This is a genomic window from Peribacillus sp. Hz7, assembly GCF_042136355.1.
GTDB classification, from domain to species: Bacteria; Bacillota; Bacilli; order Bacillales; family DSM-1321; genus Peribacillus; species Peribacillus asahii_A.
The window spans coordinates 1-21,840 of the sequence record NZ_JBHHJV010000001.1 but is presented as its reverse complement, the minus strand read 5'-3'; the positions used below and the strand labels follow the sequence as shown (position 1 = coordinate 21,840).

Here is a 21,840-nt window from a genome sequence, read left to right as displayed (position 1 = left end):
TCGTATGTTAGAGTATTTTTATTTTTCTTGATAATCTATTAGCTGGTTTAGCTCAATAAGCTCTCTACTTCAACCATTCATTAAAAACCGCATACTTTATTTTAATTTGAGAAAAATATAAGAAAATAAAATTAGGGGGTAACCGTAACAATGAAAAAAATATTTGCAATATGTCTACTATCTCTTTTATTTATCTCCTCAACAACTCTAGAGACAGAAGCTTTAACGTTTGATAAATTACCGGCCGAACAAACAACGAAACAATGGTCAGTTAAATTAGACAAAGCTAAACTAGGTGGTACAGGGCTAGTAAAATCAAAGGAAGGAAACTTCCATAGGTATTCTTTAAAGGTTGATAACATTGGTGAAGACGTGTTATCTGCAGAAATCCATCTGTTTAGAAACCAACCGAATTCTAAAACAAAATATGCACTATTTGGCTGCCCTGATCAAACTGATTGTAATAAAAACCACTTTGAACAATCAGTTTCTTTAGCAGAACAATTGAATGAGAAAATCCCCTATCAATTTCACAGTTTTCTTTTAGCTGAAGAAGCGTCTGAATTAGAAGTAGAAATTGTTTGGACTCAAAAAGGAAGTGAAGGCAGGCCATTAAAAGAAAGATTTATATTCACTTCTAAATAATACACAGGTGCCTGTCCCTCACCGCTTTACAACATTAAACGATTGAGGGACAGGCACCTGCCTATTTGTTTTTAATCAGTATAATATTCCAATCTCGTGCTGCTTACTTCACAATTATCACAAATATAAAGTTGGATAATATAATCCTCTTCAAATACTTCTTCTTCGATATAAATGTTTGTTGAGTCACAACCATAACATTTTTTACTCATACTAAACACTCCTTATTTCTACTAGTTGTATTCATTATTCCAACAATAAGCTAAAAATAAACAACAAGCCGTAGAACTTCTCACCTTGTTCGCTACATTCTCCAACAAATAAAAAAAGAAGTTCTTTTTTTCATCAGAACCTCTAATTAGCATTATAAAAATACAATAAATAAACTTTTAATATATTTTACATATATTGTTAATTTAACACTATTCCCCTTTACCTATCCTGCTCCGTTTAAGTACAAATCTTCACAATTCGTATGCTATAATTTGGAGGGTAAAATAAAAATAGAGGTGACCATTCTTGGCAATACATGTTGTACTATATCAACCAGAAATTCCGACTAATACTGCAAATATTGCACTTACTTGTGCTGCAACGGATACAGCCTTACACTTAATCCGACCTCTTGGCTTTTCAACAGATGAAAAAATGATCAAACAAGCAGGTTTAGATTTCTGGCAGCTTGTAAACATAACGTATTATGAATCATTGGATGACTTTTTCTCAAAAAATCAAGGTGAGTTTTACTATATTGAAACGTTTGGTGAAAAAACACATTCAGCCTTTGATTTCAGTGATGTATCAAAGGAACATTATTTTATGTTTGGAAAAGAAACAACCGGTTTACCAAAAGATTTACTAGAAAAAAATGAAGATCACTTTTTAAGAATACCAATGAGTAATCATGTTCGTTCACTGAACCTTTCGAATACAGCTGCTATATTAGTATATGAGGCCCTGCGCCAGCAAGGATATCCCCATTTAAAATAAACAAAATCTTCCGTCTCGGAAGATTTTGTTTACCAATAAGTTCATTAAGAACTACGTTTCTTCGCCATAAAATTACTTCTGCACGATCTGAATAAGGTTGCCGCATGTATCATCGAAGACAGCTATTGTGACTTCGCCCATTTTTGTCGGTTCCATAGTAAACGTTACGCCTTTTTCCATTAATCGTTCGTACTCTTTACGAATATCTGCAACGCCAAACATTGTTGCTGGGATGCCCTCGGCGAATATCTTCTTTTGATACTCCTTTGCGGCAGGATGGGCATTCGGTTCGAGTAAAAGCTCGGTACCGTCTTGATCATCTGGAGAAACAAGCGTTATCCACCTAAATTCTCCAGCAGGAACGTCCTCCTTTTTTACAAACCCTAGTTTTTCTGAATAAAACTCCAGTGCCTTTTCTTGATCTTGTACAAATATACTGGTAACAACGATTCTCATACTGTCTTTTCCTCCTTTGATAGTTGTGACACATGGTACTGTGCTAACAATCTGGCTGCAAGTAAAACAACCCGCTAGTTCAATTTATAAGTACCTTTTATGTTTTTTATTTTTAACACATTTCTTAATGAATAGCGAATCACCATCATTTATTCCTTAATTAAATATTTCTCTATATCTTCTTGTTCATGAACCTTCTTTAAATCTCCTGCTTCAAAGAAAATACGATAAATATGCCCTTTTTCTTGCTCTTCTGCTCTCTCTTTATAATCAATAATGAGGCCAATATTATCGATACCTTGCTTTTTTAGTTCTTGGATTAAGGTATATGTTTCATGGATTCCTCTTTTCTTCGTTTCTTCACTCCAATAGTCCTGCAATCGAAGTACCAGATCAAGTTCAGAATTCACCTTTTTGTAATCAGGAATATTATCGCTCTTAATTTGTAATTCATCAGCAATTCCATAAATGAACATGTAATCATAAGATTCAATTGGAAGACTTTTAAAAGAACGTTTAATAATAGGATAACTTTCTTTTTTTAATTGGCTTGTCCATAATTCTTCTACATAATAGTCCAAATATTCACCATTACCTGCTTTATCACTATTAAATGTAAATTCTTCTTGATCTCTATGTACTTTAAACGCGGCCCCATAACTTCCATCTTTATAGTTATAATATTTATCTACTACTTCTACATTAATGTTGTACTTGTTTTCGACATGCTTTTCTAATTCTTGAGATACCGCAACCTTTTTCCATGGTACACCATTAAATGAAACGTATACAAAGCCTCCAAACACAATCATCGCAGCTGATACGATACCTAAAGTTACTTTTGTTGATTTTTTCATTTTGTCTCCTATACATTCAAAATACTTAAAATGATAACTTTAAATCAGAAAAATCTACTTTAACAGAGTTATAACTTATAAGTATCATACAGAATTTAACTTGTATGTATTATTTTATCACATTATTCTCCTCCGTTATTCTTAAGTACAATTTTTCACGAACTCTTCAATACAAATGAGGATTGTCCTAATTTAAAGTCTGAGAAACAAATAGTATATATCCGCCCTCGTATATTAATGAATCTTCTCCATAAAAAAATCATATCCATTTTTTAAAATAAGCAAAGAGGTTACAAGAATAAAAATAATTCGCACATAAGTAGCTCCACGTCCTAATGCGAATTTCGCTCCAGCAAAAGCGCCCATAATCATCGATAAACCCATAATTATTCCATATGAGTAATTAACTGTACCAAGAAATAAAAACATAATAAGTGCTGCGAAATTACTTATGAAATTAAGTAGCTTGGCATTTCCTGAAGCTTGTATAAAATCAAAACCCATTATGATAAAGACAAATATAATAAATGATCCTGTACCAGGCCCTAAAAAACCGTCATAAAAACCAATGGCAATTAACACACTGATAAAAAGAGCTTTGCTTTTCTTTGTCATTACACGTCGTTTTTCAATGCTTCCCCAATCTTTTTTTATAATTGTGTAAATCAGAACAACTACCAGCATGATGAAAATAAGAGGCTTGAGTAAATCAGGTGAAATATAGTGTACTGTAACCGCCCCAAGCATTGATCCCATAAAAACAAGCGGTACAATCGGCCTTAATAATTTGAAATCAATTTTTCCAGCACGTAAAAATGTCAGCATACTCGTTAAATTTCCTAATGTAGATGCAAGTTTATTCGTGGCGATTGCTGTGGCTGGTGGTAGGCCAACAAACAATAATACTGGTAACGTAATCAACCCACCACCACCAACAATTGAATTTAAAAAAGCTCCTAAAAAACCAAAAATAAATAAAATAATGACTAATGAAATATCCAAATCTCCAAACATAAAACGGCCCCTTTTTAGTTACTACTAAAATAGTAACTAAAAAATCAGTTTTTTACAATTAGGAAAATTAAAGATTCGTTAAGTTAAAATAAAATCCTTCTTGAATTAAACTGCATCCTTTAGCTAAATAAGAAAAAGGCGTTTCCAGTTATTTCAGAAACGCTCCCGATTATTGAAGGTCATGGCTGCTAAAGATGGCTTGCACTTATTGAACTCTAGCCATCTGTTAGCTTAATAAGAGTCACCATAACAATCGTTATAGACATTTATTCTTTTTTCATTTTTTCTTGCGTTTCCTGTTTGGTTAGAATTTTGTAGTCCGTGATGAATTTTGAATTTGGAAGATAATGAATGACAAACCATCTATCAGAATGTGATTCTAGAACACTTGTCGGCAACTTCAATTCTTTATTTTGAACTTTAACATGTAAATAACTTCCCGCCTTATATGGACTTCTATATTCAAATTCCGTAGGTCCCCTTCAACAACTCTATGATTATTTGTTGAATAAGCAGGAATGTCTAACCAATGAGGGTTCATAAACAATAACACTATCGTAGTGATTGAATAAAGAATACGCTCTACTAATGCAAGGTCTTTTTTAAAGAGCATGACAGCACAAGAAAAAGCAAGGATTAGTGAACTTATAGAGATAATCCAAAACATTTCCTTAAACGGAAATTTTTCTTGTAACATGGTTGCCCCAGCTCCCACAGCTAACGAAACGTACCAAATACGTTTAATTAGTTTTCTAAGAGGACTTGACGATTTTTCTCGTTTAGCAGACTGTTCTTTATCAATATCGTCCATCATTTTAAATCCTTTCAAATTTTTCTTTTTATACGTTTCCCGAATCAATGATGTTTCAATTCATTTGTTGCCAAATTAATAATAATTAATAAAATAATCTTTTCCTCAATTCACACACAAATGAAGAAATGCAGAAGAAAACAGCCAATCGGTTTGATAATCGTTTCTGGACATAACGGACAAAAAAGCACATAAAAACAAACAATGGATTCCTTACGACTGTAAGAAAAAGCCCAAACCCTTGCTACAAAAGGATTTGAGCTTTGTTTAGACGATGACCTGTGAGGGACTTGAACCCCCGATCCCCACCCGCTGTATAACTTTAGATTGTTTTATCTTTTCTACTGAAATAAGGACCGCACCAGCCTGTTTCATGGGTTCTCACATAAGTCCAGCTGAATTCCTTATCTACTACATACACATCTTCTTCATTTAGGAAATCATCTGCATTTAAAGATGAAGCCTTTTCAAGAATTAACGCATCATTAGAATGCTGATAAAAAACATAACAAGATTGTTTTGATTCTTTGTTAAATGCTAGATCAGCTTGTTCCTCTTTCAAGCACTTCTTTTTTTCCCAGCTAAATACATGCCATAGGTAGCCACAGCAGCCATCTTCATCATAAAGGTAAATAGAATTTTTTTCTTTGTCACTAAGATGATTGGCAAAGTTATCTTCCCATTGTTTTCTTAGATACGTTCCCCACTTAGGTATTTCAGTTACCTTTACTTTTTTCTTCTCAAGCAGAGAGACTAAATCCATCACATATTCCAAAACGACACCTACTCTACATAATACTCATGTCTCATTCGTATCTCTGTTAAAAAATATACTAAAACCTTACACGTTGAGTCTCCTATGTAATTCCTTTAAGCTATACAAACTCAAATCCCTAACATCCCTATTTTTACTTTGAGAAAGTTCATTGAAAACCTCTAATAAATAATCATCCTTTATGATTCCCTTATTCTCCCCTTCAGCACAACAGGATAAGAAAAGCAATAAATAAAAATGGACTTTTGGTTTTTCGTATTGTCTCATTTTTTCAACCATATAACGAATTAACTCGTTATTCGTTGAGAGAATTTTTGTGAAAAAACGGTCAATTTCTCCTGGCTTTCCCTTTTGTATTACATTATCAATCTTTGCATAGTAATCTTTTATTTCCTCCTCAGAAAGCTCTGAATCATAAGGGTCTAATTCCTCTTCCTCTATGTAATCAACAAGTCCGCCTATAAATTCCTGAAAATCATTTGCTAATTTTATCTCTTGATTTTGCTCTACATCGATGAAAATAACCGAAGGATTTTTCCTCTTTCTATAATCCAAACAAATAAACATCGGTGGGTCTGCCGATATAATCAGTAATTTTTTACTGCGTATTCCCCATTCTTTTCGCAAATACATACTATCTAGTAGTCCTGGATTTTCCCCGATTCCATATAAATAATCGACATGCACAGAATTATTAGCCCAACTATTCGGAGTAGTAGTCGGGAAATACTTCTTTTTTACATAGAACCCATTCCTTTTCCTCATCAAGTGTATATATGATTCTGGCAAATCCACATTTAATTCCTTCTGAATATTTTCTACTATCTCTGAATCGACTTCACCTTTGAAATACTCATCCAATTCTTCTTCCCATAATTCTTCTACATTCATTCTCTAATACTCCCATAAAACAGAAAATACTGCCTTTTTAATCAATTTTATCATCGTTCACAATAATAGATGCAAGATAAAAAATGAAACAAGGCATCAATCCCAAAATTGTCAGTGAACGTCTCGGTCATGCAAATGTCGGCATTACGTTAGATATCTACTCCCATACTGATTTGGATATGCAAATAGAAACGGTGAGCAAATTAAAGAAAATGCTAGGTTAAAAGTAAAGGAATTCTGTTTATAAGTCAAAACAAGAAAATGACGTGTAGAATGGTACACGTCATTTTCTTATTTCCCGTACATCTTATTCAACTATATCGCCCGATTGCTGAAGATCAATTCTATTTCTTCAATTGTACTAATTAATTCTGTATTAATTGATTACGGTCATCTGTTTGTGGAGGTTCCTCCATCCAACCGTGTTTAATCATAATATTGGCTCCATCTTCGGCATATAACGAGATTTCTGGAATTAAAGATGCATATTTTAATCCTAAATCTCTTCTTGGACTTGCCGCCAATGATATTCCAAAGTTTCCAATTCCTGCAGCAGTCATTGCTGAGACATGATACATCATTAATTTATCTGAAAAAATATTTGTTGTTGTATCTAAAACAGCCGAATCCCAACCCATAGGGGCTGATAAATCCTCCTTTATTAAAAACTTGCTAAATGTATCTACATATTTTTTGGAAAGCTGTTTTCCTCTTGAGAAAAATTGTTTCACTTCATCATTTTGAGCAGTTTGGGCAAATCCTGTTATTAAAACTTTCCCCACAGAATTTGTTTCAATATTAAAAAATAAATGGGAGATTTCAACTGAAGTAAGGGACCTCCTTTTCCCGAAAAATCCAGCTAAAAAGTGTTGTTTTTCTACGAAATCCACTTTGTCGGGGGTAGATATATAAGGAGGTCTTACATAGGTCCCTTGTTTTAACATTAAATCACGTGTTTTGTCCTGCAATTCAACCCCTTTATTTAATACACGCTTATGAAAAGTAACCACATCTGGCCGTGTTGCCAATCTTAATGACAAACTACTAGTTGACATTGCAAGAGTAGACATGTGCCGTAAATACATTAAGAAAAATGTATCGGAAAAAAGTCTTGGAGCTTGTAAATTTACATCTTGTTCTGTAAACCCGATAGGTATCGGAAAATCTTCTCTTTGAAACAGTTCCTGCATAATGGAAATATTCTCTTTGGCTGTATCCAGCGTCCATTCAACAATAGGACGTACTTCTTCATCTTCTACTTTTTTTAAGAAATAACTGTTCACACAAACAGCCAATGTATCGTTTATGTATTGGGTCCATAAACTAGACATTTCCGCAGCAGTTAAACGAATATTTGTTTTATCTTCCATTAGAACAACCTCCTATGTAATGGAATACATCATGGAATAATATCCCCTCAAACGGTTAAAAATATAACGGAACAATCTAGTTATATTTATCGAATAGAAAAAAGGTCTTAGCTGATACCTCTAGATAGCCCTCCCTTCTTGTAGCCATTAACAAGCCTTAAGGGGGCCCTTTCGGTGCCCCCCTTAAACAGATACTTATCACAATTCAAGCCCATTCGTTAAACTAAAAAACGCTCCCTCATTTTTTCTAGGTAGATAATTTTATATTTTTTTCCTTTTTTCGACGATTTGAATACAGAGTAAGTAATAGAATAAACCAAATTGGTGTTAACAACAGGGCCGGTCGTGTTTCTTCAGCAACCAGCATAATGATGAGAATCATGGCAAACAACGTTAGGACAGCGTAATTAATAAATGGTGTGAATGGTGCTTTAAATTTGGATCTTGCCTGTAATTGCGGACGTGTTTTCTTGTACCTCAAATGGCAAATGAGAATGACACCCCAAACCCAAATAAAACAAATCGCACTAATGGTTGTCACGATTCCAAAAGCTTGTTCCGGTATAAGTTTGCTCAAAAGAGCTCCCACTAATAAGACAAGCACAGATATCCATAACGCACTACTTGGTACATGATTCTTATTCAGTTTTGCAAAATGCAATGGCGCTTGGTCATTTTTGCTTAAATTAAACAGGATTCGGCTTGTTGAAAACATCCCGCTGTTACAGGCAGAAGCAGCTGAAGTTAATACGACAAAATTAATAATTCCTGCGGCAATTGGAATCCCTACTAGACTAAACGTTTTTACAAAAGGACTTTCTGCTGCATTTAGTTCTGTCCATGGGTTAACACACAATAGGATAACAATTGCGCCAACGTAGAAAAATAGGATTCTTAAAGGAATTTTATTAATCGCCGATGGGATATTTTTTTCTGGATTGGATGTTTCCGCTGCCGATACACCTACTAATTCCACACCCACATAGGCAAAGACCACCATCTGGAATGAAAGTAAGAAGCCTGATATTCCGTTTGGAAAAATCCCTCCATGTTCCCAAAGATTTTGAATCGTAACCGTTCCTGCATCTGTCTTGAATCCTATCACCAGCAAAATAATCCCAATGCCTATTAATGCGAGAATCGTGATGACCTTTATTAATGCAAACCAAAACTCCAATTCTCCAAAAAGCTTTACGGTTAATAGATTGAGTCCTAATAAAATGATCAAGCAGATAATGGCAGGTATCCATTGCGGGATATCAAACCAATATTGTACATATACCCCAACAGCAATCACATCAGCCATAGCTGTCATAATCCAACAAAACCAATATGTCCATCCGGTTACAAACGCTGCCCGAGGTCCAAGATAGTCTTCGGCAATGTCTGTAAACGATTGATAACCTGCTTTAGACAGCAAAAGTTCTCCTAGCGCCCTCATCACAAAAAAAATAGCAAGACCTACGATTAAATAGGCAAAGATGATGGACGGACCTGCTAGTTGTATCGCTTTGCCGGATCCTAAGAATAACCCAGTACCAATAGTGCCTCCAATCGCGATAAGTTGAACATGCCGATTTGATAAACCCCTCTTTAATTCATGTTGTGCCATAATGGCGCCTCCTTAATAAAAGCTTACATATGAAACGAGAGCAATAAAAAAAGAGATTGGATGTCCTCCAATCTCTAAGATATAAGAATAATAAATAAGTACTTGTTATGCTAAAACGCTCAGCACAACAAATACATATTCAATACTCTTCTGTCCTTTTGCCTGAGATTGTGAACCCTTCGGCGCCGTGGAATTCCCACGGTCTCTCCAGAAGCTGCTCCTGCTATAGTGTGATCCATAGCAATCATAGCTTGCTTATTATTTAAAAATATTATTTCTGAATATTTTCCATTTTAGTAGTAGATTAATATTTTGTCAATATAGTGGATAGGGCATATCTCTCATCATCTTTGATTTCATTTAGGGTACAGTTCGAAAGAATTCATCTGTAAATTCTATAATTAGCGTGTACACAATAAGGCTTATCGCAATAAGTTTACAATTAAAGCAAAAATTCTTTGCTCTAAATATTCTTTGCTGAACATTGAAATAATGCTTAAAGGGATGCCAATGCAAAAGAAGCTGATACATTAAGCACCAGCTTCAGTTTCTATGTATTCAGTTCCACGTTTACTTGTTTTTACTATGTATTGATCCTTCATTTCAAACATATTAATCCCTTCTGTATAATATCAAAAAGAAGTGCTTCAACAGCACCCCTTCAGTAATTCAGTAAATCATCAACATCAACTGGTTTACCAGCATTGAACCTATCATTAAAAACCATTCCAAGAAATCTTATTCTTTGACCATTGTCCAGTTTCATCAGTATCCTATTCCATTCTGCAAAACCATCTTCAGCACTTTTAAGTTCACCTTCATCATGTAGTGCATTAGCAAGTTCTTCATCTTTCAAACGGTGTTTTGGATTATCTTTAATTTTAATGGTCATATCCCTAAAAATAAGGGTATTACCTTTTTCAGCGTATGCAATATAGTTTGGTGCAATTCTCATTGCTTCTTTAAATGTTGGTGCTTCTAAAATCTTATCAGGTTTATCAAATGTGCATATTAAATACTCACCACTTGGATGTACGTATATGTATCTTTTTTCTTTCATGGTTCACATCACCCTTCCTAATTTACCTATATACGATCAAGCGTAAAACTTCTTTTGTTCAAACGTTCTTTGTTTCAAATGTTGTTACAGCGATGAACCAAAGATATTCGTCAAACGTTAACAAATGTAGTCATTTTTAGTCAATTATTGTATATGATACCATATAATCTAACAGAAATAATTGTTTTTATTGGCTGTAGAAGGTAGGGTGAAAGCTAGTTGAAGGATAGGGTGAAGAGGTGCTCGGGAAGTTGGAAAACAAAAGGAAGAATGTAATTTCAGTACGTTTGAATGATGCTTCACTTGCTAGAATTGAAAACAGCTAATAAACTGAACAAAACCTTGAATTGATGTGCAGAGAAACGCAATACAAGCAAATTATCTTTTACTTTGTGGGTACTGCATCAACTCATTTCTTTACAGAAGCTTTTACAACAAAAAAAGAAGCACCTACCAGTGCAACTAATCACCAGTAAGTGCTTTTTATTTTTGAAGATTAATATTCAATTTTTTTTTTATTTGGAAAGTACCAGCAAACACTGAATACTTTTCCTTACTAATAGGTACTTCGTTAAGCCCTGAAGTAAGACAAAGTGAGGAAAATTTATGAGGTAAAATTATTTTTCTGAAATTTGTTAGCTGGATATTTGAAAAAGGGCTTCTGTAAAATCATATATAGGGGTGGTTGTTCAGAATGATATATATTATGTATTGGTTATAGCAAGATATTGAAAATAAGAAGTCTATACAGCAGAAAAGCAGAAACTAAGTTAATTCTTAATTTCTGCTTCTTCGTCTGATATTGCCTGTAATTCTATACTGTTTACGAGAATAACATTATTATTATTTTTCTCATTTACCTTATTTATTTCCCAATAACCTGATTCATATCTATGTACGACCTTATAACATTCATTCTGATACATAACAATTTCCATATAAACCTCCGTATAATCAACTAAATTATAACATAAACAAGAAATCGCACTACATTAGTATAACATAAATAAGAGATATCACCACATTAGTATAGCACAAATAAGAATTTTCGACTATATCACTATATAACTTTCGTGAAAACAACAGCCAAAAAATTACTAGGAAACAACTGCTATTATTTTCTTTAAAACCTGAACCATCCTTCACACGTTCAAGCCCTGTAAAAGTGCCGGTAAAATGCTGAAGGTGGAAATTTGTGCTTATATATTCTGATAGCTAACCTCACAAAACTATATACCCCGCCCCCCATACATACCCTTCCAACAAATCACAACAAAACTTGAATATTAATATTCAACAGTATAGTGTAAAGCAAATTACATTGACGCCTTTCCCTTTCCACGTGCAAGGTTCATTCTATGGGTATTTTTATCAATTCCCACCAGTATCAAACCTGTACATTTACCAGTATCTGTTCACTTGATTGCAACATCTTAACAGCACCATAAACTGCACTTTTTGATACGCTTCTTTCTTATAACTTTTGAAACTTAAAAGCATAAAAAAAGACCGTCTATTGACGGTCCTGTTCTTGTATTAAAGCACCTCGTAGTTCAACAAGGAATTGAATCAAACAAAGGTTATGTTCAAGTATATACACGATTAATATATAATACAGTGTAAGAATTTTTACCATATCATAATTGGAAAGGTGATGATAAATTGGAAAACTTTTATCTGTTTATCCTTATGTGTATTTTTTTTATCATTTTACCCGGTCCCGATACTGCAATTGCTACAAAAAATACTGTCACCGTTGGGAAAGTCGGGGGGCTTAAAACAGTTTTAGGTATTTGTTGTGCCCTTCTTATCCATACTTCTGCTGCTGTATTAGGACTTTCAGCCATCATTGTGAAATCAGCATTATTATTTTCTATCTTCAAATATGTAGGTGCTGTTTACTTACTATATCTGGGTGTTAAGACATTATGGTCTTTAAAGAAAAAGGAAGAAACAGCAAGCGTTGAGATGAACAAAAAAAGCAAGTTTGTAAGCACATCTTGTTTTAAACAAGGGTTCCTTACAGATATCCTGAATCCCAAAGTTGCTATCTTATTCTTAACCTTTTTCCCTCAATTCGTTGACCCTGGAAGCAATACTTTTTTACCGTTTGTTATAATGGGTACCACTTATACTGTATTGACTGCCGTATGGTCTTTACTTTATGTATATTTAATCAATTATATTAGTGATTTTATGAAAAAACCTAAAACACAAAACATTATTGAAGGAATCACAGGAACAATACTGATAGGTTTTGGTATAAAGCTATTTCTTGAAAAGACACATAATTAGATTATTCTTATGCATTAGGTAAGACCCTTGATTTTCCTAAATCGAAGGGTCTTATTTTTTCCGGAATAAATTATCTATTTCAACCTTGTTAAACTAACCTGCACCGTTAGCTGAATAAACAAAGATGTATTTCACTGCTCATTGGTGAATAACATTATTCCTCATCTACAAAGTCAATCATCACTCCAACAACCATTTTTGAAATGTTATATTTTACTTTCACTTCGTACATTCCGTCACCATAACCAGACATTGAAACCGCACCATCTGAGACAACTCCCCCTTGTGCATCTGAAGCAACTACCTCATCAAATTGGATGGCTTCGTCTCTACCAAATGTTTTAAAGTCAAAAATTCCTGCTTGTGCAGAGTCAACTCCAATCTGTTTATCGCAAACATGCCATTTTCCACTTGGTTTCTTTTCCCCATAAAATACAAATAAGTTTTTAACAACTTCATCAGGAGTATAAGAAATGGAAGCTGTCCAATTACCATTTTTCACATTTAAAAGTACGATTTGCAACTCAGCTTCTTCATCCACTTTATAGTATGGGTCAGTAACAATAAACTTTCCACTTTCAACCATAAAAGTGCCAAGTTTATTAGGCTTATTAGCATTTACTTTAGGTACATACCAATCTATAAATTCTTTTAATGTTAATGCTTTACAATCGCTTTTCTCAGTTTTAGCATACCAAACATAGATTTGTTCCTGCATAAATCTTTTTCTAATTCGGTAACAAAGCTTATCACCATTGATATTTTCACCAATACACATCATTTCACTTGGGATATTATTTGGTCTGAATTCCCGATTTTGTTTTACAATATCAATTGTTAATGCTGTTTGTTCATTAGTTTGAATAGGGAACAAAGTCCAATCACCAAATTTTGCTCCATTCGTTTCGAAAAAAAGTTCCTTGTATTCATCTGGAAAAATAGCACCAAGTGCTTTTTCTGTTTTTTTCAATTCAACTAACGACACTCCATCCACTTTCGAACTTGGATTAATCATGTTTATTACTTTCTTCATCTCTTCCTCCATGATACTTTCGGATTACTTTGTCATACTACATTCAAATTAACATGAATGTTTTCGATATTTATTATAAAAAACCCTCTATTTATTCAATAAAATAAAGCATTCCTTGTTCAGCTAGTCGAGTAGAAGGGAATCTCTCTACCTCACGGTAGATTGTATTCCTCCCCCCTCACAGAACCGTGCTTGCGCAATTAACGCACACGGCTCCTCCTAGTTACCATTCACATAATATAGCTAATCTCTTTTCTTAAGTCATATATGTTAACCTTAATTCTTGCGTAAGGTAATGGGTATTTATTAAGAAAGAGTCTGAATTTATCCCAAGTAAATGATTTCCTTTGACTTCTTCTATTGAGCCATTTAAACAGTAAGTATCCGATTTTCGTATTATAAGGTCAATCAGAAAAGAAAATATTTCTGATTGACCTTTTTTTATATCGATATATGATTGCGGTAGCCGGGGTAGAAGGTTCTGGCCCTTGGGACTCGATCCCGTCCATTAAACAGTTCACCCCCTACTTGTAGAAACATGATTGAGGCTGGTTGGGACAATGATCTCGTATAACAAGCGAAGCTATGATACTACATGGAGGAATAGGGGTTACCGGTCAATAGATTTTTAGGAGGGGATAAATGATGAATCCAGTCATAGGTCTGGATGTAGCAAAAGGTGAAAGTCAGGTTCAAGCATTCTTGGATAAAAAGCAGCCGTACAAAAAGAGCTTCAAAGTAGCACATACTCTTGAAGGGTTAAGTAGTCTTCTAGATTTCATTAAAGAAGTAGAAGATGTATCAGGGGGACGTCCTCCCATTGTGTTAGAGGCCACTGGACATTATCACACACCAATTGTCCAGTATTTTGAGGACAGAGGGTATTTATTAATTATCGTGAATCCTCTCATATCATATCGAGCTAAGAGTTCTAGTTTACGCAAGGTAAAGACAGATATCATTGACGCTTATCACCTCTGCGGGCTGTACTATAAAGAAGACTTAGAGCCTTACAAACAAAGAGGAATCCAGCTCTTGAACCTTCGTAATCTTACAAGACAACACGAAAATATTACAGGCATGTTTGTACAAACCAAACTGCAATTTCAGGCAGTTCTGGATCAAGTATTTCCTGAATACTGTGGAGTTTTTGGAGCTTTATATTCGGATGTTTCTTTACTGACTTTACAAGCATTTCCTACTTCAGAAGAAGTTTTGGAAGCAGGCGAAGAAACAATCGCTAACAAAATTAAAGAGTTCTGTAAAAGTCGTTCACAACAATGGGCAAACAATCAAGCAGAAAAACTAATGGCTGCCGCAGCTCGAAACCCATTTCAGAAAGCCCTATATCATAGCCTTTCTTTAAGTTTGAACATGTATATTAATATGCTTCTTGAATACAAAAAACATCTATCCACGCTTGAAGATGAGATAGATGCTTTAGCAAAGCATATTGAAGAATGTAATATTATCCGGTCAATCCCCGGCATCGGTGAAAAAATCGCTGCCACGATTATTTCTGAGATTGGGGAAATTGATCGGTTTAATCATCCTAAGAAACTAGTAGCATTTGCCGGAATCGATCCCAGTATCTTTGAATCTGGTACATTCAAAGGGACTTTAAATCGAATTACCAAACGAGGCTCTAGCAGACTAAGGCAGGCCTTGTATATGGCCGTTAAATGTGCTATTCGAGATTGTCGCAAGCAGAAAACGACAAATGAAATTATTCCCCGTAACAAGCGATTACGAGAGTTTTATGATAAGAAACGTGAAGAAGGAAAACCCTTTAAAGTAGCTGTGATAGCATGTGCTAATAAACTCTTACATTGGATTTATGCACTTTTAAAAAGCAAATCGGCTTTCCAAGATCTAACCTAGTTTAAAAGTATAAATAACTAAATAGCCCAAAATTTTCCAAACACAGAACCTTGGAAGGTTATTTGGTATGCATAAATTTAGTATAGCATGAAATATTTTAAGTTTTTATCGGAAAATATTGACAAACTATTAGCTGGTTTAATTGAACAAAAAGTTTTAAATTTTACTGCTATCTTTTGTTCTTTTTCTTTTGTTCTTCTTTTGTTCCAATACCAAACACCTATCCAATAAGAGAATGTAAAGATTCCAAAACTGATTAGAGAATTTTCCTCAAATTTATGATTATCATCAACAGCAAGAATTGTTACAACATAAACAACAACCGATAAAAGGTATTTCCATACACTACTTTTGAACATAGATTTTAACTCCTAAAATGTGATTATAAGTTAGTTTTAATTTTAGCATTTCTTATTCAATTAATTGGCCCTAAAATGAAAATTAGCGCTGTTCCTTGTTTCAGGAAAGCCACCCGTTACTTTAAGTACAATACTTCACAATCAATTCGTACTATTAAACAACCTCAAATTTCAGGGTGTTTCGTTTTACTATGATATATTCACCTGTTGATTTATTCATTACTTGAGACACTTCCTTCGTATGCGTTACCTCAAACCAATCATTTTGTATATCCACCAGTAATTTTACTTCCATATCACTTTCCCCATATTTTAAACCACTATAAGATAATTTTGTCATCGTTATCATCCCTTTCTTAATGAATAATATGAATCTGATGAGACATAAGACATATTCTTCTTATTGTATTATCCTGCTCGTTACTTGAATAAGAAAAAAACATTACCTTGTTCCAGTAATGCACCCGATAGTTTAAGTGTAATACTTCACAATCTTTCTCTTATACAAACAAGGGTAGTAGTCCACCTCTCGTTCCTAACAAGAATAAGGTTGACGGGGTTCCTTCCTTTTCAAAAGAAAATCTTCCCCTTAAAGAGATCTTTCGTTGAGAATTAAAACAAGTTGAATAAAATTAATCACCATCGTTACTTCTAGACACAACATTTTATGATACTTCTAACATGAAATAGGCTCTTAAACCAGTAACAGCCACCTAAAAGTAAGCATATTCTGTTGAAGATAGTACACATAGTATCTCCTAATTACACATAACTGACAAAATTTCTTCGTTCAAATCTCTTGTTAGATGTCAGTTCAACCTAATTATTAAATAAACAGGGGGGTAAAAATGCTCAATTTTCAAAATGAACTTCAAACTTTGGGAATGGATAATTTCCAAGTTGGTCAGTTAATTCCAATGGTTCCTCAGAGTCAGGATTCGAGAATAATATTTGGCGGTTGGCGTTGCGGTGGCATGATGTGCGGCGGTTGGCATTGCGGTGGTTGGCATTGCGGTGGTTGGCGTTGCGGTGGTTGGCGTTGCGGTGGTTGGCATTGCGGTGGCATGCGTTGCGGTGGTTGGTAAATCTTCAACAAAAAATTGCTTTTTTATGAAACAGAAGTGCCCCCGCATGATCTGCCGCAGGGGGACTTCTTTGTTGCTATATCATATTGGAAATATTATAGTACATTAAATATAGTGCACAATAAAGACTAGGAATTCCTTCTTTCACTAAACTGCACCGTTAGTCGAAATCGAGTAGAGGGAAAATAAATGTATTATTTTCGCCCCTCTCACAACACCGTACGTACGGATCACGTATACGGCGTTTCAATTTATATCACAGTGTGTACTTTTAGATAATGTTCTAAAGCAGAGGGGACTCCCCTCTGCTTTAGTCTTTTGTTTGAGATTGCTCTTTAGACGACTTTTGATAATCCTATGAATCGGAAACCTTTTCGACAGTAGGTTAATCCCTTCGCTTCTTCCTGCGGAATCCCTAGTTGAATAAGCGATTTAATTTGTTTCTTCGCTACTTTCCATTGTTTCCAGATGATGACCCTAATTCTGGAGCGAAGCTTTCTGTCTATTCGTTCAGTCAGCTTTTTCATTTTTGCCACTCTGAAGTAGTTTACCCATCCAAATATAACTTGTTTCAGTTTCAATATTCGGTAGTCTAGTGGAACACTCCAGTTTCGTTTTGTCAGTTGTCGAAGCTTCCTTTGAAACTTCTGTACCGAACTTGGGTGAGGTTTCACTTGATATCTCTTATTATTAATGTCGTAATAATACCCAAATCCTAAGAATTTCAATTCTTTTGGACGTGAGATTCTACTCTTCTCTACATTGACTATCAGACCTAATTTCTCTTCTATAAATCTCACGATTGAATCCATTACTCTGTTTGCTGCTTTTTCACTTTTCACAAAGATAAGGGCATCATCTGCGTACCTCACGAACCTTAGTCCTCTTTTCTCTAGTTCCTTATCAAGTTCGTTTAACATAATATTACTCAATAGTGGACTGAGGTTTCCTCCTTGCGGAGTACCGACAGGTGTGTCTTCATATTTTCCATTCACCATGACTCCACTGACTAAGTATTTTCTGATTAACGAGATGACATCTCCGTCTTTTATTGTGTTGGATATAATTCGCATGAGTTTATCGTGATGGACGGTATCGAAGAATCTTTCAAGGTCAATGTCGACTACCCAATCATGACTATCATTCAGAAATTCCAGGCTTTTTATAATCGCCATCTCACAACTTCTTTTTGGTCTGAAACCGTAACTGAATTCGCTGAACTGTTCTTCAAATATCGGACTGAGAACTTGATGAATGGCTTGTTGAACTACTCTGTCCACTACTGTTGGTATTCCCAATTTGCGCATCTTTCCGTTTTCTTTTGGGATTTCCACTCTTAAGGCAGCTTGTGGTTGGTATTTTCTTGTTCTGATGCGCTGACGTAGCTCATCTTTGTTCTCTTTCAGATATTGCTTTAGTTCGTTGACTGTTACTCCATCAACCCCACTTGCACCTCTATTCTTATAGACACGTAGGTAGGCTTCGTTCATATTTTGATTACTTAGAATTTGTTCTAAAAGTTTCACACTCGTTTCTCCTTTCCTCTCACGTAGTAAGTGATAGCCCCATTTTTGGTTATCCTTTGAGATACGCTCATACTTTCGCCATTAACACATTCGGAGTACGTCACTTACGCATTCGTGGTGTTGAAACACTATAAATTGTTCGGCCCTTCATGAATTTGATTCATTACTATGGCTTCTGCTGACTTCTTGCGACTAACCTTTTTCGACTGTACTTCTGTACATCCGCAAGACCTCCCAGGGTAAGACAACTATCTTTCCTCTTTTACTCGCCTGATTTACTCTACAAAGTTACGCACATCTTTTGGACTTTAACTTGCTTAGGAGTCTAATCCCTTTATAAAGCCTTAGTATCAGATTTCTGTTCGTCGAGTCAAGATTTTATTCCACGCTTCCTCCAGCCCTTACCTCACGATAAGTACCTTGCGCTTCCTTAGTGGTTGGTCGATGTGTACCCCCACAGTGGACTTTCACCACCTAGATAGTTGCCATGCCTGGCACACTAAGAAAAGCTGCCATAATGACAGCTAGATCTTAAACTATTGTACCCGTTAGCCACCCATGCAGCAGAGCTGCACCACAATGAATGAAAATGGATAGGACCTGTCAATACTGATACTGACCTTAATCCAGTCACGCCCTCCCGTTTTTTTTGACGATCGGCCGGGGTCTTCTTAAGTATTGCTTTTTTTCAAGTCTAGGGAAACTTATTTTCATGGTAGTTCAATAAGCACTTTCTATCCTACAACAAAGAGCTTTCTTCGCCTTGTTTGTTAATCCATTGAAAAAACTTGCGTGATAATAAGCAAGTACTTAATAAAAAGATGAATAAATTAAGAGGGATTATATTTTATTTAAAAATTTTAAGGCCAAACTTCAACGCTAGAGTGTATTTCTTATGTACATTTTTATAGTATCTTAGACAGTTGGTGTTTGATTATCAAGCATTACCCTTATATCTCCAATAGTATCAATGTGAAGTTTCTCTTCCTTTAAAGTTTCATTAAATTGTATATGTTCTTCTATTTTTTTCTTATAAATTTCGACATCCTCAAGGATTATTGGGTGTTTCGTTACCTCAATACGCTCTTCACTTAAAGGAATACGTATCGTTTCAACTTTTGTATCCGTGGTACTTTCGGGATTTAATATCTTTTTCTCAATAATTAATTCTTCATGGATTACTGGAACCAAAATTTGCTTTTCTACGGTATAAGTCTTCTTAAATACATTAACTTTTGCTGTTTCAATAATTTTTTTACTTACCTGAAATTCTTCCTTATGTAATTCAAGCCTTATTTCCTCGTGATGATCATGTGTTGAATTCTGCTTATTAGGCAACTTTAATGCCCCCCTCAAAAAAAATGGTGAAAACACCTTTTCATTAAGTTATGAAAAGGTGTTTTTGTTTTTACCTGTTATTTATATCTTCAAAGTCTGAACCATCGGTAATAATATCTACACTTCCAGTTGTATTAACATGTGCCTCTTCGTGTTTAAGAGTTTCTTGAACCTGCTGAGTTTCCTGAACTTGACGTTTAGAGGCGGAAATCTCCTCAGTAGTTACCGTGTACTTGTTTACCTCAACTTGTTCTTGGGTAACAGGAATATGAATAGTCTCTTCAGAGCTGATGGTTTCATCACTTCGCTCATTATTAATTGGTGTTCTCTTAATAACAACTTCCTCATGCATTACAGGAACATCCATGGTTTTTTGTTCTTCAACAACATCTTTAGATAGGACCACTTCTCCGGCATCGACATTATTTTTTGTAATATCTAACTCTTCTTTATGAAGTTGTAATATACCACTGGTTTCATTATCTTGGAATTTTGATTCAGTATCATTTTCTTGATTTCTAGATTTGTCATCACTAAATAAACCTAAAAAGTCACCCATAAAAATCCCCCTCACAAGTTAATTTAATTAGCCTTTTTTATAATGTACCCTTGAGGGATATTTATTCTTTAAAAAATATGTTAAAAAGTTTATTTGGATTAATAAAATTATCTATTGAATCAAATACGATATTAAGGAGAATCGAATTTTTATTCCTCTTATTGAATTACCTTCCAGATTAGTTCAACAATAAAAGCCGCCAAATGGCAGCTGGAACTTCAACAAAAGCACCCGTTAGTGTGAACAAATTTCATTGAATTTTTTTAATACCAGGAAAGATAATAAATTATAATAAATAAATGAAGGAGATGGATATAATGACGTACCGCAATATAATTCGAAATATCCTAGGTGTTGATGTACGTGCACGTTATTCTAATAAAGATAGTGGAATTTTTGACCCCTTCAAAACCCCAATAATTCATAAACAAATAAGTGGACGAGATTTAGTACCGCTTGATGTTACAAAATTATGGGGGAAATAGATCACCCTAATTTTTGATAATTGTTTTATTGCCTAAATACACGAACTCAGGATATGCATAAGATATTAGTGAAATAAAATCTTGTTCCATTTTCACTAACCATCCTTTCTTGGATGATTTTTTATAATATGGCAAGACTTATATCTCTTTTATCTTTCAATAGAAATCGCCATCCTTTATGTCGAATTTAAGTCAAATGCTACATTAATGACTCACTTTACTTGTTCAACTAAACTCCCTCTATAAAATAAGGAATATCTCTTGTTTTCTCCTGTTTTCTTAGAATTTTAAAGTCGCTTACATGTGTTAGTCATTCTCTTATTGGGATTAGGGGGAAGTGAAGGATATTTTTGGAGCCAAGGAGTAAAAAAACCTTTAGCCACTTAACCACTGTTATCCAATAAGTGGGTATCCAGTTGAATTATAGTTGCACTAGTGGTCTTCACGTCTCTCATGGAGGTCAACCCTCCCATGTCTCACAGAGTCTTCGCTCCAAAATTCCTTCGTCCAACCTTTCCATGAGGTGGATGTCAGTTTATGCTGCCCGACAGGGTCCTTGCCCGAAATTTAGTTGAATACTGACTAATCCGTGCTTCAAATGTCTACTAAAACATAAACGTTCCTTTATTCTGATTAACAGGGCTACAAAAACCTAAGCTACCCTCTGCATCACAACCATATGAGGGATGTCCTGTAACATTCTTTCTTCGCTAAATTCACATTGTTTTTTACCGATGGTAAACAATACACGTATCAATTTATTGCACAGGGCGATAAGAGATTGCATCTTTTTTAAAG

Annotated in this window: 23 protein-coding genes, 1 pseudogene and 1 riboswitch; of the genes and pseudogenes, 7 read left to right on the top strand and 17 right to left on the bottom strand. The window is 34.7% G+C overall.

The features are described 5' to 3' along the window. The first annotated feature begins 150 nt into the window (after positions 1-150). Entirely contained in the window at positions 151-645 is a 495-nt protein-coding gene (locus ACE199_RS00120) for a hypothetical protein (protein WP_375348092.1), read from the top strand. A 519-nt stretch (positions 646-1,164) separates the two neighbouring features. Continuing rightward, complete coding sequence (gene trmL / locus ACE199_RS00115; RefSeq protein WP_375348091.1) at positions 1,165-1,635, top strand: tRNA (uridine(34)/cytosine(34)/5-carboxymethylaminomethyluridine(34)-2'-O)-methyltransferase TrmL; 471 nt, start codon at positions 1,165-1,167, stop codon at positions 1,633-1,635. A 72-nt stretch (positions 1,636-1,707) separates the two neighbouring features. Here trmL and ACE199_RS00110 read toward each other — a convergent pair whose 3' ends face one another. The 6 genes from ACE199_RS00110 to ACE199_RS00085 all read right to left on the bottom strand — a co-directional run bounded on the left by ACE199_RS00110 (position 1,708) and on the right by ACE199_RS00085 (position 6,439). Then, positions 1,708-2,091 carry a VOC family protein gene (locus tag ACE199_RS00110; RefSeq protein WP_375348090.1) on the bottom strand — a complete coding sequence of 128 codons (384 nt, stop codon included), beginning with the start codon at positions 2,089-2,091 and terminating at the stop codon, positions 1,708-1,710. A 149-nt stretch (positions 2,092-2,240) separates the two neighbouring features. Next, the gene (locus tag ACE199_RS00105) at positions 2,241-2,948 is read right to left on the bottom strand and encodes a YfjL-like protein (RefSeq protein WP_375348089.1); all 708 of its coding nucleotides are present in this window, start codon (positions 2,946-2,948) and stop codon (positions 2,241-2,243) included. Positions 2,949-3,182: 234 nt separating this feature from the next. Then, positions 3,183-3,962 carry a TSUP family transporter gene (locus ACE199_RS00100; protein WP_375348088.1) on the bottom strand — a complete coding sequence of 260 codons (780 nt, stop codon included), beginning with the start codon at positions 3,960-3,962 and terminating at the stop codon, positions 3,183-3,185. A gap of 400 nt (positions 3,963-4,362) precedes the next feature. After that, a complete protein-coding gene (locus ACE199_RS00095) occupies positions 4,363-4,773 on the bottom strand; it encodes a hypothetical protein (RefSeq protein ID WP_375348087.1) in 411 nt (136 codons plus the stop codon). Between the two features lie 322 nt (positions 4,774-5,095). Further along, the gene (locus tag ACE199_RS00090) at positions 5,096-5,536 is read right to left on the bottom strand and encodes a DUF4275 family protein (RefSeq protein WP_375348598.1); all 441 of its coding nucleotides are present in this window, start codon (positions 5,534-5,536) and stop codon (positions 5,096-5,098) included. 78 nt (positions 5,537-5,614) lie between these two features. Further along, the gene (locus ACE199_RS00085) at positions 5,615-6,439 is read right to left on the bottom strand and encodes an SMI1/KNR4 family protein (RefSeq protein WP_375348085.1); all 825 of its coding nucleotides are present in this window, start codon (positions 6,437-6,439) and stop codon (positions 5,615-5,617) included. Between the two features lie 83 nt (positions 6,440-6,522). Here ACE199_RS00085 and ACE199_RS00080 point away from each other — a divergent pair, with 83 nt between their 5' ends. Next, on the top strand, positions 6,523-6,663 hold the full coding sequence (locus tag ACE199_RS00080; RefSeq protein WP_375348084.1) for a hypothetical protein: 141 nt from the start codon (positions 6,523-6,525) through the stop codon (positions 6,661-6,663). A gap of 141 nt (positions 6,664-6,804) precedes the next feature. Here the strand turns inward: ACE199_RS00080 and ACE199_RS00075 are convergent, their stop codons facing one another. The 4 genes from ACE199_RS00075 to ACE199_RS00060 form a co-directional block, all read right to left on the bottom strand. Beyond that, entirely contained in the window at positions 6,805-7,809 is a 1,005-nt protein-coding gene (locus tag ACE199_RS00075; protein WP_375348083.1) for a DUF3231 family protein, read from the bottom strand. A 247-nt stretch (positions 7,810-8,056) separates the two neighbouring features. Beyond that, positions 8,057-9,421, bottom strand: coding sequence for an amino acid permease (locus ACE199_RS00070; RefSeq protein ID WP_375348082.1), 1,365 nt, complete (start codon positions 9,419-9,421; stop codon positions 8,057-8,059). 140 nt (positions 9,422-9,561) lie between these two features. Next, a riboswitch (glycine riboswitch) is annotated at positions 9,562-9,642 on the bottom strand. A gap of 440 nt (positions 9,643-10,082) precedes the next feature. Further along, positions 10,083-10,481 carry a hypothetical protein gene (locus ACE199_RS00065; protein ID WP_375348081.1) on the bottom strand — a complete coding sequence of 133 codons (399 nt, stop codon included), beginning with the start codon at positions 10,479-10,481 and terminating at the stop codon, positions 10,083-10,085. 770 nt (positions 10,482-11,251) lie between these two features. Then, entirely contained in the window at positions 11,252-11,419 is a 168-nt protein-coding gene (locus ACE199_RS00060) for a hypothetical protein (protein ID WP_375348079.1), read from the bottom strand. 751 nt (positions 11,420-12,170) lie between these two features. Between ACE199_RS00060 and ACE199_RS00055 the strand changes: the two genes are divergently transcribed. Beyond that, a complete protein-coding gene (locus ACE199_RS00055; protein WP_375348597.1) occupies positions 12,171-12,776 on the top strand; it encodes a LysE family translocator in 606 nt (201 codons plus the stop codon). Positions 12,777-12,930: 154 nt separating this feature from the next. Here the strand turns inward: ACE199_RS00055 and ACE199_RS00050 are convergent, their stop codons facing one another. Continuing rightward, the gene (locus tag ACE199_RS00050; RefSeq protein ID WP_375348078.1) at positions 12,931-13,809 is read right to left on the bottom strand and encodes an SMI1/KNR4 family protein; all 879 of its coding nucleotides are present in this window, start codon (positions 13,807-13,809) and stop codon (positions 12,931-12,933) included. Between the two features lie 645 nt (positions 13,810-14,454). Here ACE199_RS00050 and ACE199_RS00045 point away from each other — a divergent pair. Beyond that, positions 14,455-15,690 (top strand): IS110 family RNA-guided transposase, encoded by a 1,236-nt coding sequence (locus tag ACE199_RS00045; protein WP_375348595.1) that lies wholly within the window; start codon positions 14,455-14,457, stop codon positions 15,688-15,690. A gap of 77 nt (positions 15,691-15,767) precedes the next feature. Here the strand turns inward: ACE199_RS00045 and ACE199_RS00040 are convergent, their stop codons facing one another. Both ACE199_RS00040 and ACE199_RS00035 read right to left on the bottom strand, forming a co-directional pair. Continuing rightward, positions 15,768-16,049, bottom strand: a complete 282-nt coding sequence (locus ACE199_RS00040) for a hypothetical protein (RefSeq protein ID WP_375348077.1) — start codon at positions 16,047-16,049, stop codon at positions 15,768-15,770. A 154-nt stretch (positions 16,050-16,203) separates the two neighbouring features. After that, positions 16,204-16,389 (bottom strand): hypothetical protein, encoded by a 186-nt coding sequence (locus tag ACE199_RS00035; protein ID WP_375348076.1) that lies wholly within the window; start codon positions 16,387-16,389, stop codon positions 16,204-16,206. Positions 16,390-16,897: 508 nt separating this feature from the next. On the opposite strand from ACE199_RS00035, the gene ACE199_RS00030 reads away from it, so the two are divergent. After that, positions 16,898-17,134 carry a heterocycloanthracin/sonorensin family bacteriocin gene (locus tag ACE199_RS00030; RefSeq protein ID WP_375348075.1) on the top strand — a complete coding sequence of 79 codons (237 nt, stop codon included), beginning with the start codon at positions 16,898-16,900 and terminating at the stop codon, positions 17,132-17,134. A 335-nt stretch (positions 17,135-17,469) separates the two neighbouring features. On the opposite strand, the gene ltrA is transcribed toward ACE199_RS00030, so the two are convergent. The 3 genes from ltrA to ACE199_RS00015 form a co-directional block, all read right to left on the bottom strand. Next, positions 17,470-18,660 (bottom strand): group II intron reverse transcriptase/maturase, encoded by a 1,191-nt coding sequence (ltrA, locus tag ACE199_RS00025; protein ID WP_375348074.1) that lies wholly within the window; start codon positions 18,658-18,660, stop codon positions 17,470-17,472. Between the two features lie 915 nt (positions 18,661-19,575). After that, positions 19,576-19,998 (bottom strand): YsnF/AvaK domain-containing protein, encoded by a 423-nt coding sequence (locus ACE199_RS00020; protein WP_375348073.1) that lies wholly within the window; start codon positions 19,996-19,998, stop codon positions 19,576-19,578. A 70-nt stretch (positions 19,999-20,068) separates the two neighbouring features. Beyond that, the gene (locus tag ACE199_RS00015; RefSeq protein WP_375348072.1) at positions 20,069-20,557 is read right to left on the bottom strand and encodes a YsnF/AvaK domain-containing protein; all 489 of its coding nucleotides are present in this window, start codon (positions 20,555-20,557) and stop codon (positions 20,069-20,071) included. Between the two features lie 317 nt (positions 20,558-20,874). On the opposite strand from ACE199_RS00015, the gene ACE199_RS00010 reads away from it, so the two are divergent. Further along, positions 20,875-21,042, top strand: coding sequence for a hypothetical protein (locus ACE199_RS00010; protein WP_375348071.1), 168 nt, complete (start codon positions 20,875-20,877; stop codon positions 21,040-21,042). Positions 21,043-21,694: 652 nt separating this feature from the next. Here the strand turns inward: ACE199_RS00010 and ACE199_RS00005 are convergent. After that, positions 21,695-21,840, bottom strand: a pseudogene (locus tag ACE199_RS00005) (IS110 family transposase); the annotation flags it as partial.

Coding starts and splice junctions, on each gene's coding strand:
- ACE199_RS00030 (WP_375348075.1), top strand. CDS start 16,898: ATGCTCAATTTTCAAAATGAACTTCAAACTTTGGGAATGGATAATTTC.
- ACE199_RS00090 (WP_375348598.1), bottom strand. CDS start 5,536: ATGGATTTAGTCTCTCTGCTTGAGAAGAAAAAAGTAAAGGTAACTGAA.
- ACE199_RS00085 (WP_375348085.1), bottom strand. CDS start 6,439: ATGAATGTAGAAGAATTATGGGAAGAAGAATTGGATGAGTATTTCAAA.
- ACE199_RS00060 (WP_375348079.1), bottom strand. CDS start 11,419: ATGGAAATTGTTATGTATCAGAATGAATGTTATAAGGTCGTACATAGA.
- ACE199_RS00040 (WP_375348077.1), bottom strand. CDS start 16,049: ATGTTCAAAAGTAGTGTATGGAAATACCTTTTATCGGTTGTTGTTTAT.
- ACE199_RS00015 (WP_375348072.1), bottom strand. CDS start 20,557: ATGGGTGACTTTTTAGGTTTATTTAGTGATGACAAATCTAGAAATCAA.
- ACE199_RS00095 (WP_375348087.1), bottom strand. CDS start 4,773: ATGGACGATATTGATAAAGAACAGTCTGCTAAACGAGAAAAATCGTCA.
- ACE199_RS00110 (WP_375348090.1), bottom strand. CDS start 2,091: ATGAGAATCGTTGTTACCAGTATATTTGTACAAGATCAAGAAAAGGCA.
- ACE199_RS00045 (WP_375348595.1), top strand. CDS start 14,455: ATGAATCCAGTCATAGGTCTGGATGTAGCAAAAGGTGAAAGTCAGGTT.
- ACE199_RS00075 (WP_375348083.1), bottom strand. CDS start 7,809: ATGGAAGATAAAACAAATATTCGTTTAACTGCTGCGGAAATGTCTAGT.
- ACE199_RS00055 (WP_375348597.1), top strand. CDS start 12,171: ATGTGTATTTTTTTTATCATTTTACCCGGTCCCGATACTGCAATTGCT.
- ACE199_RS00035 (WP_375348076.1), bottom strand. CDS start 16,389: ATGACAAAATTATCTTATAGTGGTTTAAAATATGGGGAAAGTGATATG.
- ACE199_RS00065 (WP_375348081.1), bottom strand. CDS start 10,481: ATGAAAGAAAAAAGATACATATACGTACATCCAAGTGGTGAGTATTTA.
- ACE199_RS00120 (WP_375348092.1), top strand. CDS start 151: ATGAAAAAAATATTTGCAATATGTCTACTATCTCTTTTATTTATCTCC.
- ACE199_RS00080 (WP_375348084.1), top strand. CDS start 6,523: ATGAAACAAGGCATCAATCCCAAAATTGTCAGTGAACGTCTCGGTCAT.
- ACE199_RS00010 (WP_375348071.1), top strand. CDS start 20,875: ATGACGTACCGCAATATAATTCGAAATATCCTAGGTGTTGATGTACGT.
- ACE199_RS00070 (WP_375348082.1), bottom strand. CDS start 9,421: ATGGCACAACATGAATTAAAGAGGGGTTTATCAAATCGGCATGTTCAA.
- ACE199_RS00050 (WP_375348078.1), bottom strand. CDS start 13,809: ATGAAGAAAGTAATAAACATGATTAATCCAAGTTCGAAAGTGGATGGA.
- ACE199_RS00105 (WP_375348089.1), bottom strand. CDS start 2,948: ATGAAAAAATCAACAAAAGTAACTTTAGGTATCGTATCAGCTGCGATG.
- ACE199_RS00100 (WP_375348088.1), bottom strand. CDS start 3,962: ATGTTTGGAGATTTGGATATTTCATTAGTCATTATTTTATTTATTTTT.